The organism is Niabella sp. CPT15-335-S11 (assembly GCF_058792415.1).
Genome location: NZ_JBYTEI010000001.1, coordinates 911421 through 931995, shown reverse-complemented (window position 1 = coordinate 931995; position 20575 = coordinate 911421). Strand labels below are relative to the sequence as shown.

Annotated in this window: 10 protein-coding genes; 1 reads left to right on the top strand and 9 read right to left on the bottom strand. The window is 41.5% G+C overall.

Going from position 1 to position 20575, the window contains the following annotated elements:
• Positions 1–24: 24 nt before the first annotated feature.
• From AC3WS5_RS03720 to AC3WS5_RS03705, 4 genes are all read right to left on the bottom strand, one after another.
• Positions 25–1917 carry a RagB/SusD family nutrient uptake outer membrane protein gene (locus AC3WS5_RS03720; protein WP_492465879.1) on the bottom strand — a complete coding sequence of 631 codons (1893 nt, stop codon included), beginning with the start codon at positions 1915–1917 and terminating at the stop codon, positions 25–27.
• Positions 1918–1971: 54 nt separating this feature from the next.
• Positions 1972–5376 carry a SusC/RagA family TonB-linked outer membrane protein gene (locus tag AC3WS5_RS03715; RefSeq protein ID WP_492465878.1) on the bottom strand — a complete coding sequence of 1135 codons (3405 nt, stop codon included), beginning with the start codon at positions 5374–5376 and terminating at the stop codon, positions 1972–1974.
• A gap of 177 nt (positions 5377–5553) precedes the next feature.
• Positions 5554–6582, bottom strand: a complete 1029-nt coding sequence (locus tag AC3WS5_RS03710) for a FecR family protein (protein ID WP_492465876.1) — start codon at positions 6580–6582, stop codon at positions 5554–5556.
• Between the two features lie 124 nt (positions 6583–6706).
• On the bottom strand, positions 6707–7306 hold the full coding sequence (locus AC3WS5_RS03705) for an RNA polymerase sigma-70 factor (RefSeq protein WP_492465875.1): 600 nt from the start codon (positions 7304–7306) through the stop codon (positions 6707–6709).
• Between the two features lie 480 nt (positions 7307–7786).
• Here AC3WS5_RS03705 and AC3WS5_RS03700 point away from each other — a divergent pair, with 480 nt between their 5' ends.
• The gene (locus tag AC3WS5_RS03700) at positions 7787–9847 is read left to right on the top strand and encodes a right-handed parallel beta-helix repeat-containing protein (protein WP_492465874.1); all 2061 of its coding nucleotides are present in this window, start codon (positions 7787–7789) and stop codon (positions 9845–9847) included.
• 55 nt (positions 9848–9902) lie between these two features.
• Here AC3WS5_RS03700 and AC3WS5_RS03695 read toward each other — a convergent pair whose 3' ends face one another.
• The 5 genes from AC3WS5_RS03695 to AC3WS5_RS03675 all read right to left on the bottom strand — a co-directional run bounded on the left by AC3WS5_RS03695 (position 9903) and on the right by AC3WS5_RS03675 (position 20551).
• The gene (locus AC3WS5_RS03695) at positions 9903–11507 is read right to left on the bottom strand and encodes a glycoside hydrolase (RefSeq protein WP_492465873.1); all 1605 of its coding nucleotides are present in this window, start codon (positions 11505–11507) and stop codon (positions 9903–9905) included.
• A gap of 23 nt (positions 11508–11530) precedes the next feature.
• Positions 11531–13108, bottom strand: coding sequence for a RagB/SusD family nutrient uptake outer membrane protein (locus AC3WS5_RS03690; RefSeq protein ID WP_492465872.1), 1578 nt, complete (start codon positions 13106–13108; stop codon positions 11531–11533).
• 10 nt (positions 13109–13118) lie between these two features.
• Positions 13119–16151 carry a SusC/RagA family TonB-linked outer membrane protein gene (locus AC3WS5_RS03685; protein WP_492465871.1) on the bottom strand — a complete coding sequence of 1011 codons (3033 nt, stop codon included), beginning with the start codon at positions 16149–16151 and terminating at the stop codon, positions 13119–13121.
• Between the two features lie 16 nt (positions 16152–16167).
• Complete coding sequence (locus tag AC3WS5_RS03680; protein ID WP_492465870.1) at positions 16168–17595, bottom strand: hypothetical protein; 1428 nt, start codon at positions 17593–17595, stop codon at positions 16168–16170.
• 175 nt (positions 17596–17770) lie between these two features.
• Positions 17771–20551, bottom strand: a complete 2781-nt coding sequence (locus tag AC3WS5_RS03675) for a DUF8487 domain-containing protein (protein WP_492465869.1) — start codon at positions 20549–20551, stop codon at positions 17771–17773.
• Between the last annotated feature and the right edge of the window lie 24 nt (positions 20552–20575).

The following is a 20575-nucleotide window of genomic DNA, read 5'->3' as shown; positions in this document are numbered from 1 at the left end:
GTATAATTATTTATAATTATTAAATTACCACCCCAGGTTCTGAACCAGGTTGGGGTTGATTGTAAGATCGTTTTCTGATATGGGCCAGAAATAGTCCTTTAAAGTAAACTTTTGAGAGAATTTATTGGTTACTCTATAGTAATCTGATATTGAGGAACCAAAAACATTCCATCCCTGGATTGGCTTGTTGACTTCGATAATTGCCGTTTTCCATCTTCTGATATCCCAAAATCGTTGTTGCTCAAAACACAATTCATTTTGTCTTTCGTTATGTACGATATTTCTGAAACCCTCTTTGGTTGCATATTTTGTTGGATTCGACGAAAAAGTCTGCCAGGCTACCTGCACATCGGGAATTCCGGCTCTTTGTCTAACCAGGTTGATATAAGTTAACGCGTCTCCGACCGGCCCGTTGGCTTCATTCGCACACTCAGCATATAATAAATAAAGATCGGACAATCTCAATAGCGGATAAGGATACGGTACAACCGTGTATGCCGTTGGGCTTTGGGCATTTTCCGGATGCACAATTTTCTTAACCGGGTATCCTGTATTTGGCCCCTGGTATTCCGAAGCTTTTCCGTTTTCCTGACCTAACCTATTTTGGAGGTAAAATAAATTCCCTACATTTTTATCATCCCACCGACCTTGACCATACCAGATGCCTCCGTCAAAGCCAAGATATGCGTAAAATCTGGGCTCCCTGTCGAAGTTCATATTAGCCGTTGTATATCCGCTTCGGATATATAACTTGTATGCGGGTGTGCCGACTTTTGTTTCATACCTTTGTGCATAATTCCACGTTTTATCTTCGTTGATGGGAACACCATTTTTCGTATAAAAGCTTTCTACGATTTTTAATGGAGCATCGTACCGTTGGTCAGCCCATATTCGGGTTTGGACAGCGGGCTGCAGCGCAGGGGATCCTACTCTTTGAGTCCAGTCGACCCAGCTCTGTGTATTTGCCCAGATAATTTCGTCATTCCAGGGTTTGGTTACTGCCATTCTCAAACTCATCTGGGTTCTGATTGTGTCGCTGAGCGTAACCTGACTAATATTTGCCGGATGATAAAAGAGCTTGATTCCCGCACTATCACATACGTTAATCGCTCGTTTACAGGCTTCTGCTGCAACGACCCATTTTTCCGGCGAATAGGTTTGAGGAAATAAATGAGTACCGTCGCGGTTTACCAAGCCTGCCTGCTCGGTGTTACCATTAAACAACGGGCTGGCCGCATATGCCAGGACCTTAGCTTTCAAGGTATAAGCTATAGGTTTGGTAATTTTCCCATAATATAGCGGGTCATTTATTTGCAGAGGCAAATGATCTTTTGCTTCATCTAACAACTGCACAATATAATTGAAACACGAATCAACCGGGTCTCTACTTACCCTCACCTTTTCAACAGCTGATCCTAATGGGAGATTTGTTTTTATAAGTGGAATAGGTCCGTACATACGAACTAACCAAAAATGATAATAAGCTTTCAAAAACTTTACTTCTGCTATCCACTGTTGTCTTTCATAAGGCATTATATCTGGAACGTGTTCAATATTTTCAAGAAAGATATTGCAATCCCGGAGGGCCAGATATATATTGGGCCAAAAGCCCCCCCCAATAGGATTTACGATATTCTGCTGATTTTTCGCAAGATCTTTATAAATACTCTGAAACTGCTGAACATCAATCTCCCAAATCTCATCACCACCCAGCATAGCAGGTGTGCCATTGTAATCTCCCGTTTTGGGCATATAAGAATAACAGGTAAATAAATATTTTTCTGCTTCATTTCGCATCGCAAACGCGTGTTTCAGGGTTGCGATGTTATCCGGGACTACATCCAAATATTTTTGGCAGGAAAAAAAACAAGAAGCTATGAGGAAACTAACGGATAAAAAATAGATATATTTTTTCATGTACTTTTTATTTTTTTGGATACTCGTAAGTTTGCGTGTTGAAGGAAATTCTTCTCAATTAAAATTCAGACTCAATCCAACATTAAATACTTTTTGAATAGGGTACCCCAGTCCATTGCCCGCCATTTCAGGATCCCATAGTTTGAACTTACTGAAAGTAAGCAGGTTAGTACCGCTAAAATAGACTCGAAGCCCGCTGGATTTGAATTTTTCGGTAATTCTGCGGGGGATGGTATATCCTAACTCTATCTGTTTTAGCCTCAGGAACGATCCATCACGCATAAACCAAGTACTGGTCCTGTTATTGTTAGAATGAACGAAATTGCTTAACCTTGGCCAAAATGCCTGAGTATTCTGATTCTTTTCACTCCAGTAATCATTAGCGATTACTTTCAAAACCTGGGCTTCATTAACGAAAGGAGAAATTCCGGCGTAGTTGATCCAAAAAGACTCATTCGCTAAACCCTGAAAGAAAAACGATAGATCAACGCCTTTAAATCCGCCTGATAATCCAAAGCCATAAATAATTTCCGGAACGGAAGGATAACCAATAGGTACAACGTCCGCATTAGTTATTTGACCATCTCCGTTCATATCCTGGTATTTGATATCGCCCCCCATTACCGCATTAACTGAGTTTTGATTTGGAGAGTTCTGCGCTTCCTTATCATCTACAAAAAGTCTTTCAGCTATAAGACCAAATACCTGGTTAATGTTATGACCCACTCTGTATCTGTAAGCCTCCTTATATTGTGGTTCCTCATTCACGAGAATTTTATTTGTAGCGTAAGTGAAATTACCTAACCCAGACAACCATGCGCCACCAGCAAGTGTTTTGTCATATGCCAACTGTACTTCAAACCCTTTGGAAGATGCCTTCCCCACATTTGCCCAGCCCGGCTGGTATAACCCCATTGTTGAGGGAATGTTAACTCTCTGTAATAAGATATTATTTCTCATTTGATTAAAAAGATCAGCATTTATTTTGAGGTTTTTAAAGAAGCCTAATTCAAATCCAAGGTTTTGCTGCAGAGATGTTTCCCATGTAATATCTTCATTGGCATATCGATTGACCAGCACACCACTCAGCCAGCGGGTATTGCCGGCATCCCCACGTCCAAATTGTGCACCTCTGGATCCCGCATCCATAAACACCTCAGAAAGATAAAAGAACCTGTCTTGATCACGGCCTATAGCATCATTACCAATTAAGCCGTAGGTATACTTGATCCTGAATATATTCATGACATCTCGGGCATTTGCGAAGAATTTCTCATTATGAATACTCCAAGCTACACCTGCAGAAGGAAAAAATCCAAACTTTTGGTCTTTGTAAAAACGCTCTGAACCATTATACCCGAAGTTAAAATCAAAATTATAGCGGTTGTCATAACCGTAACTTAGGCGCCCCGAAACTCCTGCATTTCTGAAAGGAAGAGAAAGTTGAAAGGTGCTATTGGCAGAATTAACTCTTTGCTGGATATTTGAAACCACCATTCCGCTTAAATAATGATCGCCAAAACGGTTATCATAATTTACTGCAGCTTCACCATGTAAAAACGAAATAGCGCTGGTGCCTTCACTGTTATAACCCAGGTACTCTGTGCCTACGGTTCCGATGGGATTTCGGGAAGAGGTAGAATTCATCACATAATAAGTATAATCTTGTGTAAATGGATCATAGGATGATATCCTATAAAAGAAAGGATTGTAAAACCGGTTAATACCTGTTCTTGCCATCCGGTCAATGTTTATCAATCCTCGGATTTTCAGACCTTTTACCCATTTATTCAGGTTCTGGTTTAATTGAAGTGTCGCCATCATTTTTGAACGATTCCATTGCCTGTAACCCTTAACCATTTCTGCATAAGGGTTCTCATACAAACCACCACTGAATGGATTGATCTGATTGCCAAACATTACGTGATTAACAAACTGGTGCGCAGAATCCTTGGGAAAAACAGCCGGGAATTGTACAGGGTTTGAGTGCATAATTAAATTATACATATCGTCTCCATCACGAAGCGGCCCGCTGTAGTCGTCAAATAAACCATATAGTTGTACGCTTATTACTGTGCTCGAGGTGAGATCTATATCTATGTTAGACCTTAAAGAGTAGGATTTAAGGTCAATATTATTATTAAAATTATTGATCTTGTCCACTTTCAACAAACCATTATCCTGCGCCAACGACCCGGAGATAAAGTATTTTGCAACCCCACCACCACCACTTACATTCAAATGGTATTTTTGATTGTTTACAAAATCTTTGGTCAGAATCTTTTTCCAATCATTTGCAGGATAGATATAAGGACTCGCGCCCGGTGTGCCGGTTCTGTTGATTTTGTCCTCCAGATATGGTAGCCTTCCAATTGGATCGCGGGTTAACACCGCTTCATTGGCCATTTTCATATAAGTAATCGGATCAGCTAGTTCCACATTATGGGTAGGAGCAGAGGTACTATTTTCGACACGAAACATTATTTTTGCCTTCCCAACCTTTCCTTTTTTTGTATTAACTAATATAACACCGTTCGCTCCTCTTGCTCCGTAGACTGCAGTAGAAGTAGCATCCTTTAATATTGAAAATGAAGCAATGTCATCTACAACCAGCCTGGAAAGGTCAGTCTGCGAAGATTCTATCCCATCAATTAAAATCAACGGACCACTCTTATACCCTAGCGTAGTAACGCCCCTGACAAAGAAATTAACGTTGTCTGCTCCCGGCTCTCCTGAGCGCTGGAACGCAATAACACCAGCAGCCCGACCCGCAAGTGCCGTAGCAAGATCGCTCGATGGGATCCTTAATTCTTCCGGCTTTATCGTAGTTACAGCTCCCACAACTTCCTCTTTTTTTCTTGCCTCATATCCCACAACTATAACTTCCGCCATTTGCTGATTCTTGGAGTCTGGCATCAAAACGACCGTTATATCCCGTCTGTTCGCAACTGCTAGTACCTGCGTCTGATAATTTATAAAAGACACGATAATTGAGTCAGCTTCCGAGTCAACCTCAATCGCAAATTTCCCATCGTTATTGGTAGATGTTCCCTTTGTTGTACCTTTAAGTGAAACGGATGCGCCTATAACAGGCTCTCCCTTTTCGTTTACCACGGTCCCATTCAAAATCCTCGAAACAACAGAGCCACCCGATTGCGACTTATCAACTATCACAATCAGGTTCTTCCGCATCTCTTTATACGTAAGGGTGGTATTTTTCAATATCGCGCTCATTACGATATCCAACTTCTCGTTACGTACTAAAATATTAATATTCTTTTGTTTCGGAAGTGCCTCGATTTTATAAACGAAGTTATATTCTCCCTGCAATTCTATAGTTTTTAGGACCGTTTCCAGGGACACATTCCTTAAATTCAGAGTTATTCTGTTCTGTGCAAAGCTGTTGACAGCAAAGCTTTGAATAGAAAACATAAGTATCGCGGCAATTGATAGTTTCATTGCAAGCGGAAATTTAACAAGTTTGCGGCAAGGAACTGAATTAATCAATCGTTCAGTTTTTTTCATGACTTTGAAAACTTTTAATTAAAAGAATATGCTTTTACCAAGCATTTTTTCGTTTTTTTCGCGGGGGTCGTTTGAAGCACTCCCTCATTTTTTTTATATAATACTTAGTTGTTAATTCGAATAAGCCTGACCCTTATATATTGTAACAGAATCATTTTCTACCTTATACATAAAATTCCCGGCTAATCTCAGGGATTCTAATACTTCCTCGATGGGTCTATCTTTATATATCCCGCTAAATTCTTTCTGCTTTAGTTCTTGATTGTTGATAATGATCTTAACGCCATACCATCGTTCCAATTGAGGTATCATATCTTCAAGTCTTGCATGATCAAATACCAATTTATGATTAATCCACTCTGTCTCAAGAATCAGCGAATCGTCTGTAGTGGCATTAACTTTTGATAACTTATAAAAGGCGTCTCTTAATTGTTGACTGTTATTTTGAACTGATTTTTCGGTAGAAGGTATATTCTGAACAGAAAGTTTTTCAAGTGGCTCAAGCATTACTTTTTTATTGTTGTAATTCCTTAGGGTAACTTCAACCGATCCTTTTATCAGCAAAGTTTCATTTTCCTTTTCGTTCTCATAAGCCCTTACATTAAATTTGGTACCCAATACTTTTATATCCATTGTTGACGTGTGAATAATAAATGGATGATTAACATCCCTGACCACATCAAAATAAGCCTCACCGATCAACGTTATCTCCCGGTTCTGTTTACTAAAATTTTCATTATAAAAAATTTTAGTATCGTCATTAAGCCAAATTTTTGTGCCATCCGGCAGAACTAAATTGGATTTTGAAGCTGCTTTTGTAGATACAATATTTGTTTTACCCGAATTATTCTCCTTCTTGTTTAGCGTCAAAGCGAGAAAAATAACTGCTACCAGGAATGAAGCCGCAATAGCCAGCCAGCCGACCGTACCCCACTGAAACCTTGGCCTGCGAAAACTCTTGGTGTCGTCATAATCATCCGTCCCAGCCTTTACCATCTCCCAGGCCTCCGCAATATACCTATGAAAATCTTCCTTATAGTTAAAACTGACCGAACCTTTGTACACTTCATCCAGCAGATCGCTAAACATCGCGTAATCCTGCCTGCTACGAATCAGGTCCTGCAATTCCTTTCTTTCCAATAACGAAAATTCTCCAGATTTACTCTTTGTCAACAGCTCAATAAGACGAGAATCCTTCATATGATGCATACCTTACGAGTAATAAAGACACTCGTTTTCTGTCATACCCCTAGCTGCCGGGAATTTATTTTCTGAATTTTTCTTTCACTAGGTAAGCAAACTCTGGAGCCCTGGATCTTATATGCTCAAAAATTTTCCGGAATGCAGCATTCATATGGCTTTCTACCGTCTTAACGGAGATATTCAACAACAGAGCTATCTCTTTGTAAGTCATTGCGTCCTCTTTGCTTAACTTGAAAATTAACCGGCATTTTGGAGGTAAAGCGTCGATGGCACTAATGATAATATTCAGATTTTCAGATGAAATACGCTCATTTTCCGGGTTATTGTACGAAACTGCAATATCATCTGTAAGCATTTCCACGCTGAGATTATGAATACTAACATTTCCCTTTTTATTTCGGAGAAAATTAAAGGCCCTGTTTTTCGCTGCAGCATATAAGTAATAAGGTAAACTATTAATTGCGCGTAATTCGTTCTTATTCTTCCAGATATTTATGAATATGTCAGCAACGATATCTTTTGACGCGTCCGAATCGTGAATAATGGAACGCACATATGCAAACAATCCTGGTGAAAAAATGTCAAAAAGCTGCCTGAATGATTGCTTATCACCGTTTTCGGCAACCGAAATACATAAATTAAGAATTTTCCTGGCAAACATTTGGTTTATTTCTGCAATTATTACTTACTAAATAAGCAAACAGCCTTAAGAAGCAAGAAAAATCATTCGTTTAAATTACAATGCGCAATGCAAACCCAACCGCAATCTATGAACTTCCTTTCACAAAACTATCCTGTACTTTCCTGTTCAAAAGAAACCAATAAAGACAGGACCGAGATCTGGATATTTAATAAAGGTCCAAGGCAGGCCTGCCAGGAATAATCTATTTTTCCTCAACTATTTTGCAAACGCCAGGGAAATGATTACTAAGTAAGTTAACGAATTTTAATCGCACCATACTGGAATTGAAATCCCTTTGCTCACCAAGTCCGTCACCAATTGCGCCCTTTCAATCACCCCGCACCGGAATTGAAACACGAATCTTGCTTTTAGATCCCCGAAATCTTTGTACTTTTAATGGCGCCATGTCGGAATGAAAATTAAGCGTCTTGACCCCTTTAATTTATTCAAAACAAAATGATGAGAAAATATCTTGGAACGATCCTGCTTACTATTGAATTATTGTGTTTTTCGCTTCTTGGTTTCGGACAGAAATTTGTCCATCCGGGAATAAACCAGTCGGCAGAAGATCTGGCTTATATGAAGAAATTAGTGGATAAAGGCCAGGAACCATGGAAAAACGCCTTTGATAAATTAGTAAAAGACACAGATACCACCTTTATAGCCAGGCCATACGCCCATGTGATGAGAGGCCCCTACGCCAAACCTAATATCGGCGGAGATGAATTGTCCAAAAGCGCAAACCTATCCTATAATTGCGCGTTGCTGTGGTACCTGACCGGCGATAAGAATTATGCTAGCACAGCTATCAGGACCATTGACAGTTGGTCGGCATCACTCTGGGACTTTGATTATAATGACGCCAAACTATTAGCCGGCTGGACCGGACATGCTTTTATTAATGCTGCTGAAATCCTGCGATATACAAAAGCCGGCTGGAAAAAAGAGAATATCGATCGGTTTACTGAGATGCTCATGACCGTTTATTACCCTTTGTTAAGATATTACTATCCTACGGCAAACGGGAATTGGGATGGGGCGATTATTCACTGCTTGATGGCAATTGGCATTTTTACTGATAACCGTTCCTTATTTAATGATGCAGTTGATCACTTTCTACATGGGCCTGTCAATGGAAGTCTCTTTAAGTATATTTATCCAAGTGGACAGTGCCAGGAATCCGCCAGAGATCAGGCACATGTTCAACTTGGATTAGGTGAATTTGCAGGCGCCGCACAAGTTGCCTTCACGCAGGGGGTGGACCTTTTTTCGATAGGGGAAAACCGGATTGGTCGGGGATTTGAATATACAGCGGGGTATTTGCTCGGGCACACTCCTCATTGCTATTGTGAAATTTCGCCCAGGGCCATGCGTCTTGGCGGGGATTTTGAATATGTTTATCGCCATTACAAAGCTAAGGGTATTGCTTTCCCATTTATCACAAAAGCGGCGGACTCTATGCGAGTCGTGGTTCCCGCGAAAACACTCGCGGCAGTCAGAGCGTCATTTGGTAATAATACATTACCAGTAAAGACTTTTATCGCCGATCCTGTTACTTATATTTCGGGTGCTGATCACGATATTCCTTCGATTCCTGAAAATTCAATCTGGGTACAACCCAGCCAGTCAGTTCAGAAGGCGCTGGATAAGGCGGCAGGAAGTGGAAATTGGGTGGTGTTGGCAAAAGGTCTTCATATCCTGGACTCAGCATTGAAAATACCCAATAATATTGTCTTATCAGGAGTAGGTTCGGAGTCGGTACTGTTTTTAAAGCCCGAAGGAGGACGCGATATGATTATTAACAGCGCTGATAATTTGCACGATGTCACGCTGCGTAATTTCGTCGTGGAAGGAGCTTTGCAGCCTAAGCCAGGAGATGATCCAAACGGATCAAGATCCTTTCGAAATAAGGGTACTCGTGGCGGCATTATTTTCCGAAGTCAGCAAGTGAATCTTATGCACGATTTACGCTTTATCAATCTTACCGTCCGAAACTGCACTTATAATGGGGTGTTCGTCAGCGGCGCCAAAAATTTATTATTCTCGTATTGCAATTTTGATGAAAACGGTGCGGGCGTTATTCCCGGTCCTAAATTACAGCATAACTTACTGCTGACTCACTGCGCCGATATAGTCATTAAGAACAGCCGCCTGGACACTTCCCCGGAGGGCTCCGGGGTCTATTTGGATAAATGCAAGGATATAATGGTAGATCAAAATGAGCTGGCCCGCAATGCATTGAATGGGGTAACAATTATAGGTAGCGACAACATTGTAGTTAAGAACAACCGGATTGAGGGGAACGATTCAAGCGGTATTTATTTTTCTTTTTTTTATAATACGTCAAATAAGGCCACTATTTCGGGAAACAATATCCAATTTAATGGCGGTTATGCATTACAAAGCGAGCGTGTGCAAGGCCTGCAACTGATAAAAAATACCGGAATTGGAAACGGCCCTTTTAAAGGTAAAATTTCTACAAAGAATCAGGTTCTAGTCGATGGGAAGGAAACAGATTAGAAAAACTAAAATCATGTTTCATAGTATCGAAATACAATTAATGTTATTTAGAATATTACTTCAAACTATACACCGCGGTAGTGACAGATTTGGCTTTAATATTAATGGGTGATTTGAAATCAAGACTTTCGAGCTTTAAATTATTTACTGAATTAGTAATATATGAATTAGCGGATTGTATATTGCTTGCATCCAGATTTGACTTAATTGCATAGTCCTTATCTGTCAAATTTGAATAGATGCATACCAATTTTTTATTATCAGCAGACAAATAGGCACTTCCCAACAACTTGTTCGCCATGCCATCAATAGTCATATCCACTCTTTTGTAGCCCGGCCTAACAAAGAGACTGTAATTTCCGAGTGCCCATAGTGTTTTGGCAGCCTCATGAGAACCACTTTGGGTAATATCACCATAAACACCGCCCGCTGGCGTTATCTTTATGAGCAGGAATCTATTTTTATGCCCCCACCTTTCCATGTCCATGCTTGTCCAGAACGACCATGAAGCCGCGTTTGCATATACAAGATCACTGTGGATTACTTTTGACATATAAAGCGCAATATCCATTTCAGTCGCTTTATCAAACCCCACAAAGTCATTCTTATCATAGTTGTCGCCCAACATACTCCATTCTGTTTGATACACACCCAGGCCTGCAGCCGAGGCGGCATTTGCTACATTTTGCCTGGAGGTTGTCAGGTTGCTCCAGTTATTATCCGTCCAATAGCTGTGCCCTGCAACGATTTTTGCTACGTGTTTCAAGTTTCCTACGTAATTTCCTGATGCCTGATTAAATAAGCTATTAATTACATTTCGTCTGTTATTATCTCCCTCACCACTGTACAAATAGGTCCAATTTCCGGCTTCAGCTAACAAAATTTTTGTATTGAGACCTTTTGCTTCCAAAGCGTTGTCTATTGCTGCTGTCAAAGTTTTTATTTCGCTATTTTGCCACCCGCTGCCTTCCTGAGTCGGGTCTTTCCAGTCGTATTGTGGTTCGTTTACCGGGCTAATAAGTGAAAATTCAATATTCTTAGTTGTCTTAAAATAGCTTAACACATTTGCGATATAGTTAGCAAAATCGACCGACGCGCCATCCTTTAGATTTGCATAAGCTCCGCTACCCGAATATCCTTTTCCATTGCGGGTAAGATATACCGGAGGTGTATTGCTAAATAAAACAAACTGCTGGCACCCGTAATTTTTTGCCTTTTCCAAAAAGTATTGCTGACCAGCGGCTTTTGTCCAGTCGAGCTGACCGGTAACAGGATCCATAAACGATTCTGCACGTCTTGTTACATCTGTAATATCACTCGCTGCTCCCTGATTAGCAGTTCCCCCACCAAGGTTAAACCGCCAACCTGAAAGTCCGATTCCTTCGGGTTGTCCATTATTAATGTTACTGGAGAAAAGTAATTTGGCAATATCTGCTTTTTCGCTCTCAGTCCAATACTTACCAACATAATTGGGTGCCCAGCAATCAGAAGCACTAAAACTTTCAATAGTTTGATATGTTTTACTCAGATTAATGGTTGTGCTGATTTCGTTACCACCGCCACCAGGAGGCGGCGCAACGGTCGGCTCCACCTTCTTGTTACACGAAACTGTCAGCAGCAACAGACAAAAGCCTCCAACCAATCTTATTAGATTCCCCATTATAGCCGTCCTTTTTTTGAAGCTTAGAAATTTGGATTTTGCTCTATGCTTCCATTCGATAATAAAACTTCAGTATTCGGAATCGGAAAAAGAAGATCTCGATTTTCCATGAAGGTAATTCCTTTATTACTATTTTCTTTCTGATTAGTGATCTCGTAAGTATCCGTAGATTCTACCAGATTGTAATGAACAAAACTCCCACTGGGTCCCATCACATTACTAAGCGCCTTTTTTCCGTTGTCATCTGTCCATCTGCGTAAGTCGTACAACCTTTGCCCTTCGCACGCAAACTCCAGCCTCCTTTCCAGTCTGATCGCGTCGCGGAGATTTTTACCGGATGCGGTAACCTCACTCAAATGAACTCTCCTTCTTACTGTATTTAGTGCTGTACGGGCGGTTGCATCATCACCCAAGGCGTTTGACGCCTCGGCATACATTAACAATATATCCGCATACCGTAATAACCTAAAATTCAAATTATTGTGGTTCGCATCGTAAGGAATCGGGCGCAAATTGTGCGGTATGTATAATTTGCGGATGATCCTTGCAGATTTGTGTTTTGCGGGCGAGATTGGGTAATTCTTTCCAAGGGCAGTTGTGTCCCCCGGAACATTCTGTCCGTCCTTTACAATTGTCCATGTTAACCTTTCATTATCTCCGGCATCCAGAAATGCCTTTTCCAGGTTACTGGTCGGTAGGCCCCACGACCAACCGGCATCGTCTCGGGAGCCGGTAACAACCGGCAGGCGACCACCAAGATTGTAACTGATGTCGGAATTATATTGAACTTCAAACAATGATTCGCTGCTATTATTAAATCCTATTGACCAGACGTCCTTAAAATTCGAAAGTAAACGATATTGGTTGCTGCTAATTACATCTCCCAAAATTGCTTTCGCTTCTGCATATTTCTCCTGGTACAAATACGCCCGACCTAAATAGCCCATGGCGGCTCCCTTGGTTACCCGTCCCAAATCCGCAGCAGAATATTCACTTCGAAGCGGCAAATCAGGAATTGCTTCCTTCAAATCCTTTTCAACCTGAGCGTAGGTTTCCGCCAATGTCGCGCGTTTAATTCCCACCACTTCTGATGGCATCTTCATCTCAAGAACGATGGGTACCCCTCCGAAGTTCTTTGCTAACTCAAAGTAATGGAACGCCCTTAAGAATTTAGCTTCTGCAATGATTCTCCGGCGTAACGATTCGTTATTTATTGGCGCCTTTGCTACCCTATTGATTACAATATTGCTCCTTAAAATACCTTTATAACGAAATTGCCAGAAATCCTTGAGCTTGCCGTCCTGCTTGGGGTTGCCATAATGCGTCATCCGGATCCAATCACTTTGAGATTGGGTAGTATTTCCCATCCATAAATCATCGCTGCTCATGTCGGCAGCCACGTAAAAACTGGAAACCTGCCACCAATCATCCCAAAATACAGATTGATAGCATCCAGTCAGTTGCTTGAGGCATTCCTCCTCCGATTGAAAATACGTGTCAAGATTCTCCTGTCCCAAAACCGGTCGGTCAAGGAATTTAGAGCAGGCTGAAAATTGGCCAATGATTGCGATAGCTAAAAATACTTTGAATATATTTTTCATACCTCTTTTTTTAAAAGTTTACATTTAACCCCAACAAAAATGTTCGCGGATTAGGATAGCCAATATTGTCTATTCCTGATTCAATGACACTGCCCATTGCCGCCCTTTCGGGATCCATTCCCGAATATTTAGTGATCGTAAACAGGTTTTGAGCCGCCGCCGATAACCTTACTTTCAGGTTTTTTGTTAGCGCTTCAGGGAATGTGTATCCCAACTGTAAGAGTTTGCAACGGAAGTAAGATCCATCTTCGACAAAGAAGGAAGAAACGCGCCTGAAATTCATATTCTTATCTGCTACGGAAAGTCTTGGATAGAGATTGCTTGTTCCCTCTCCATGCCATGCTTTGTTATAGGCGTCGGCAAAAACATTTATCCCGTCTGTACCAGCATACAAACCGGCTTTAGCGCTATTATAGACATCATTGCCGAAGGTCCCGTAAAAATTTGCGATGAAGTCAATATTCCGATAATAGAGATGCGTGTTTTGACCGAGCATTAACTTCGGAAAGGCATTTCCAATAAAGGTTTTATCTTTCTCGTCCAAGACGCCGTCATTGTCTAAATCCTTAAATCGTATATCTCCCGGCTGCGCATTGGGTTGAAGTAAATCGCCATGTTCATTGGTATAGCTATTTACTTCCGTACGATTCTGGAAAATACCGTCGGCAACATAACCATAGAACCTGCTGATTTCTCCGCCAGCTTCATTCCGTATTATATAATCATTAAAGAACCCGCCCCTCCATAATGGAGCGTCAGCTACAAATTTCCTTGCTTTGTTTTTTACCCCCGAAAGATTAATTCCAATTTCGTATCCGACCTTTCTTGCCTTATCGGCCCAATTTAGAGAGAGCTCCCATCCTTTAGCACTCATACTGCCAATATTCGTCCACATTTGCCCGTCCCACATTGGATACCCAAGTACCAAGAGGTTATTCTTCTTCATTAACATGCCATTTGACTCTTTTTGATACACATCAGCGGTAACGATGAGGCGATTCTTTAGGAAGGCCATGTCCAGTCCTAAATTGTAATCTTCCACCGTTTCCCATTTCAATAGCTGATTACCCACCATGCTGATAGATGTACCAACAAACCTCTGAGCGTTACTGCCAAAAACATAATCAGACGCTCCAATCAGATTCAAATAACTGTTCGGATCAATATTTTGATTACCTACCCTGCCCCAGCCTGTTCGAAGTTTTAGCTCAGAAAACAATCTCTGCTCCTTCATAAAATTCTCCCGAGAAATACGCCAGGCACCGGAAACAGATGGGAACGAGGCATATTTGTTGCTTTTGGGGAACATTGAAGAACCGTCCACCCGGAGTGAAGCTGTCAAATAATATCGCCCGTCATAATTGTACATTACCCGTCCTAAGTAGGACAACAAAGCCGTATAAATATTGGTCCCGTATGATTTTGGATTTAATGTCCCTGCGTTAATGTATTGGAGATCGGGGTAATTGCTGGGAACATTTTCTCTGGACCCGGAAAGCTGATAATTTGCAAACCGTTCCATCGTATAACCAGCCATCAAATTGAGATTGTGCTTCAGACTTATAGTCTTTAAATAGTTAAGCGTGTTGGTCCAGTTCCAGTCAATCCAACTATTTGAACTTTGGCTTACTAGACTGTTGTCGTTTTTTTCCAGGTTATCGATGAAGAATTTTGGTGAGAAAGATCGTCCAATCTGGAAACGCCCGTTTACACTGAATTGAGTCTTGGCGATTAATCCTTTAATCGGTTCAAAACTTAAGTACGGATCCATCAACAAACCATATTCTGTAGTACGATTGTTTTGCCGCGCAAGGGAAGCTACCGGGTTCCACACCTGATTATTATTTGATCTTGCATAATTATTGAGTGGATTTGCCGACCACAGTGTGGAATCTCTGAACACCGGAGTGGTAGGATCCATCCTCATAGCATCCGAGAATAGGTTTGGAGTGTTTTGCCAGGATTCCATTCTCGGCACAAAATCAACTCCCGCTTTTACTTTACTACTAAATGTGTATTCAGAATTGAACCGACCGGTCAATCTTTCCCAGCTTCCAATATCATATTGAGATCCTTGCCTGAAGTAGCCAATGCTACCACTATAAATAGATTTTTCATTTCCCCCCTGAAAACCGATATTGTATGTTTGTAAATAAGCAAATTTATTTACTGTCTGATCCCACCAATCAGTTCCCGCTGCATCGGTTACGTTATTCTTTCCGTTCCACACCGGTACATTGCCATCATTAGTGTACCGGGTCTTAAATACTTTCTCATATACGGAAGCACCAGCCATTTTCGGCTTATGTAAAGTCTGAACTCCACCCGAAGCGCTGAACTGAAATTGTGTCTTGCCCTTTCTGCCTTTCCTGGTTGTCACCATTATAACCCCGTTCGACCCCCGGGTTCCATAAATTGCTGCTGCAGAGGCATCTTTCAAAACCTCGATGCTCTCTATGTCTTCCTGGTTTAAGAAATTGATATTAGTGCCCATTGGTACTCCATCAACAACATAGAGCGGATCGGAGCCATTAATAGTGGTAACACCTCTGATAATAACGCGTGGTACAGACCCCGGACCACCGCCACCGGTAATCTGTACTCCATTTGCCTTACCCTGAAGTGAGTAGAGAGCGTTACCCGTAACGTTACTTTTCAACTCATCACCTTTAACAGAAGTGATCGAGCTGGTAAGATCACTCTTTTTTATCACCCCATACCCAACAACAACAACTTCATTTAAAATATTGCTGCTACTTTCTGTCAGCGCCACATCAACTACATTTTTGCCAATGGTATTTTCTTCTGATGAATTAAATCCAACAGCAGAAAAAGTCAACACAGCACCGTTATTTATGATTATCCGGTAATGCCCATTATTATCTGTGACCGCACCATTTCGAGTATTCTTTTCCATTATTGTCGCTCCAACCACGGGGCCGTTATTTACGGCCGAAATAACAGTACCGGTTATCGTAACCCTTTCCTGAGCGAAAAGGATGACGGGCGCGACAAGGAATAACGTAAAAATTATCTTTTTCATATAATACAGTTATTGGTTAATTAATGGGATAAAACCTTGAGCGTTTCAAATAACTATCAAACTTGAACATATACTTACCCGTTGCTTTAATAGTCCAGCTTCCAGGATTTTCACCACCGTTGGCGACATTCGCTTCCGGATCATTGGGCCGGTCCCAGCGCCAAAACGGTTCAGGCCACCAACCCCAGGAATGTTTTGTCTGGATGATGAACTGTATAGTTTTTCCAGCCTCCAGGTCCATTCGTACCGAGAACAAAAACTTGTTTTCGCTATCCTGATTAAGAATTAAAGGGCTGGCAGGGCTCCAGTTCCCCGCACCCGGGATACCCGAACCAACCAGACCAATTTGTAGAGGAATTGTACCTTCGGCCGGTCTGGTTGCGTCCAGATACATGGGCGTGCCAATTGGTACCGGGGTAGCATTGGGTGTAAATGCCTGCACCGTATAATTGCCAGTCTTCACATTAAAATCAATTTGATAATACCCCTTTGAGGGCAGAACTATCGGAAGAGAAACGTCTGGATCGTCTGTAAGAATAGTATTATTTAAAGGATCCATCCCAAAACATATTGGTGAAAAGTCTGTTTTTTGAGGAACAAATCTTACGGGAGTGCCGGCCGCTTCTGAGTAATACTGAGCACTATAGGTATATGGCGCTGTTCTGCTGATCAACATTGGTATCCCAAAGAGATCACTGTTCAACTGTGCAGCATTTGCAACATCAGTAAGATACATTTTTGGAAAATCAGGCATTTCTGATACAGAAATTACAGAGTTTTGAACGGTTCGCAACCCTGCTTTGTCAATCGCCGTAAGTGTCAAATGATAAGTAGCGACCTGAGAAGGCAGATCGATCGGACTATTAAAAGTCAAAGTCCTGCCTGAATTAGTAAACACGGTAGCAACCGTTGAGTAGTTTAGTTCAGGAATTTTTACAATGACTGAATCAAGAGCCTTGTCGTCCGTCGCTGTGAATCTCAGATTTAATCTAGTATTTATTTTCAATAAAACGGTCACGTTATTGTCTGGCACTACGGTAAAAACCGGACTTACAAAGTCCCCATCCATCGTAACCAAAACTGTTTGCTTCGTCATTTTGCCCGCAAGATTAGTGGCTGTTATCGTAACCGAGTACTTATCACCCGTAAAATCCTTTGGAGTTAACAGATTATAGTCCAAATTGTAGGCTTTGACCACTGAGTCAGATGAAAAAGTGATCACCTTATCAAGAAAGGCATCGGGACTTGTAAGTTGTATTGATTTTATTCCCGCATTATCCTGAACGACGCCTTTTATGTTCAAAAGCCGCCCCTGTTCGGTTTTTATATGGGCAGTACTCAACGTAAAGCTTGGAGGTTGTGCGTTAGGGTCAACTGATTCATTCTTTTTGCTGCATCCGTAAATAATAAGAAGCACCAGAAATACATGCAAGACCTTTTTCATATAATGAAATTTAATATAAATGATGAAAGAAACTCAAAAGCCGATAAAGTCAAAAATCAACCATAAGGTAATTAACGATCATAAAATTAGCGACGCCCCGGTGACAAAAAAATAGACAAATTTTTTAAAAATATGGACTATCTTATGACACAAAACCCGGGTGTAAGCCCGCCAATTACTTATTTAAGATCTTCTCCAAATCCCCCGGCCGCAATGCCGTAGAAGGTGAGAAGCTATCCCCTTCCATATACCTGATAATACTAAGTCGCAGTTGTCGTGCGGCCGGCCTTTTGTCCAGGTTTTTTGTCAGGTCAAGGGAAGTGAGGATGACCTTTCCCTTACCAACTCTGGCTTCAATAATATTCGCCATTTTGCGGTTTTTAAAAAAATTATCAATCACTCGTACAATAGGGTCTATGGCAGGTAGCGAATCGATCAGCATGGTTTTCGAACTGGCAATTAGATCCCACCATTGCCAGTCTGTATAAAAATCCGTCGGAAAACTATTAAATACCGGATGACGTGGGTTACAAAGAATGCCCATTGTGCCTGGCTGATTGGGAAAATGTACTGGGCTCCAGAACACAGGGGCAAAGCGGCCCGCCACTCCCGCCACGATGGAAGTATCCGGGTTGAGAAGAACCTTCTTTCCTTCGTCCAGAAACCTAATTGCGTCAGCAGGTGAAGTAGTAAAGATGACATTACTGTCCGAGGTATCCGTTCTTGAAGGATATACCCAAATTTTCCAGGAATTTTTGTAAGAAGTGCCTTTCAATTCGACTTCTATAGTTAATGCTTTCGCCTCTATAAAAGTATTTAGTGGTATACGTAATTTGCCCATGCTCCAATTATTGCCTATCCCAATATCAACGGTCGATAATGCCCGTTTGAAGAAGACTTTGCCGGATTGATCTTTTACAGTCACTACAGAAGTTACTTTCCTGAGAATCTGTTTTGAAAAATTGGCGACTTCCACCGTTAGGTCCAAGATTTCATCATTAGTATACACAGCTTTTTTGAACCGGATAAGAGGTACAACCGGGGCGCAATACATACGATGGGCATCTGGAGCTATCAGTCCTTTTGAGTCCCAAAACGCATCAAGAATACCAACGAGTGCGGTACCTTGCCCGGGAAAATCATGAAGATCCAATAACTGAAATCCACTAATATTTTTTGTTTTTAGCGCTCTTTCTATTTCTTCTTTATACAGGTTCGCGGAAAACCTGCCGCTGGCCAATGTAAACGAGTCGGCTAATGATAGCAGGTTTTTCCGCTTTAGGTCATTGTGAATGGCTTTAAAGTTAAGAGGATCCAGCACACCTGTATATTTCTTTATTTCATGCATGTTTGGATACACGGAATACTGACCAATTTCATGAGTTATAAGCGGAACGGGTAAACTATCTGTGGCCTCTTTATAGTCAAGTGAAAAATCCGGCGCGTAAGAATTAAATATCCCCTGACCTCTCACCCAGCCCTTCTTAGTATATTGAGTGATAAGAAAATCATCATTAGGTTCGGGCCATGTACCGTGCCCCTTTTGAAAAGAAAATGAGGTAGTGGTATACAAATGCCGATCATCCAAACGTTTTAGTTCATTTAAAAGACTTGAAAGAAATCCGAAGTCGCCTTCCAGCTCATTCCCCAACGACCAAAGGCAAAAGGATGGATGGTTCCCATATTCTTGGCTGATGCGCAATGCCTCCTCCGTTATGAAACGATTTGTGGCAGTGTCTTTCCCTACGTTTAAATTCCATAGTGGCAATTCAACCTGGAGATAAAACCCCATTGAATCAGCAACTTCAAAAGCCGCTCCGGGAGGGCACCACGAATGAAAACGCAAATGATTCAGACCATAATTTTTTGCCGATGAGAATACTTTAATCCACCCTTCCTTATCCATAGGGGGGTGACCAGTTAGTGGGAAAATGCTACACTCGAGCGTCCCACGAAGGAAGATTCTCCTTCCGTTTAGTTGAATTAATCCGTTATCAGCCGTAATTTCCCGAAGCCCAAATCTGGTTGACGCGACATCGGAAGCCGGTCCGGTCCTTAGGTCTAGTTTTGCACGCAGGGTATAAAGGTTTGGATCGAACTCGTCCCATAATGGCGCATTTTTGCCCAGTGAAATTTCTGAAAAATTCTTCGACCCGGGATTCTCAATTGTGATATCAACTATTTTCCGGCTTATAACGCGATTCTTTTGATCCAAAACCTGAAAATGGATGGTCCCCCGCTGGTTTCTGTCTGCTTTGTTCAGGAGATAAGTAATGACGCTGATTGAACGGTTTTTAACATTAGGGTACACCTGTAACGAAGATATCTGAACTTTATCCCTGGCGGTTAATTTCATTTGCCCGATCACTCCATTCCAGATAATCTGAGTCCCGTCTGTATAAGCGTGGGCGAGATTTCTGATACTGATATCATATTGTTTGGTGTTATCGATCCGAAATACCAGGGTATGTTTGCCAGGCGCCAATAAAGTCCCCAATTCAAACCGCTGCGGCACACTAAGGCTTTCCTGTGAGCCAACTTCTTTTCCGTCAATCCATAACCTCGTTTTCCAAATAACTCTTTCCAGCTCTAGTTCGATATCTCTCCCTTTCCAATCTTTAGGAATATTAATCGTCCGGGAATACCACGCAGGCCCGATGTAGGAATGCTTTCTCGTTAGATGTAACAAGATTTCTTCTGTGAGTTTGTCAGCATTAAGCGTAGTTGGAGTCCCTATCCCAGCATCGTCGAGCGTTCCAGGCAAATTAAGTATAGAGGAGAAAGTCTTTTTGTACCATTGCTGCCTAATACCTACGTCAGCCGAATCAAGATCAACGGACCATTTACCCGCCAGGGAAATCGTATTTTGAGACATGCTTACTAATCCCAAAAAGCAAAGGGCAAACAGCAATATAAATTTCGCTATGAGAAGCAGAAAACGATTCTTACGATTCATAAAAATTATTTCACGTTTTCAATA

Coding starts and splice junctions, on each gene's coding strand:
- AC3WS5_RS03720 (WP_492465879.1), bottom strand. CDS start 1,917: ATGAAAAAATATATCTATTTTTTATCCGTTAGTTTCCTCATAGCTTCT.
- AC3WS5_RS03715 (WP_492465878.1), bottom strand. CDS start 5,376: ATGAAACTATCAATTGCCGCGATACTTATGTTTTCTATTCAAAGCTTT.
- AC3WS5_RS03705 (WP_492465875.1), bottom strand. CDS start 7,306: ATGTTTGCCAGGAAAATTCTTAATTTATGTATTTCGGTTGCCGAAAAC.
- AC3WS5_RS03700 (WP_492465874.1), top strand. CDS start 7,787: ATGAGAAAATATCTTGGAACGATCCTGCTTACTATTGAATTATTGTGT.
- AC3WS5_RS03695 (WP_492465873.1), bottom strand. CDS start 11,507: ATGGGGAATCTAATAAGATTGGTTGGAGGCTTTTGTCTGTTGCTGCTG.
- AC3WS5_RS03690 (WP_492465872.1), bottom strand. CDS start 13,108: ATGAAAAATATATTCAAAGTATTTTTAGCTATCGCAATCATTGGCCAA.
- AC3WS5_RS03685 (WP_492465871.1), bottom strand. CDS start 16,151: ATGAAAAAGATAATTTTTACGTTATTCCTTGTCGCGCCCGTCATCCTT.
- AC3WS5_RS03680 (WP_492465870.1), bottom strand. CDS start 17,595: ATGAAAAAGGTCTTGCATGTATTTCTGGTGCTTCTTATTATTTACGGA.
- AC3WS5_RS03675 (WP_492465869.1), bottom strand. CDS start 20,551: ATGAATCGTAAGAATCGTTTTCTGCTTCTCATAGCGAAATTTATATTG.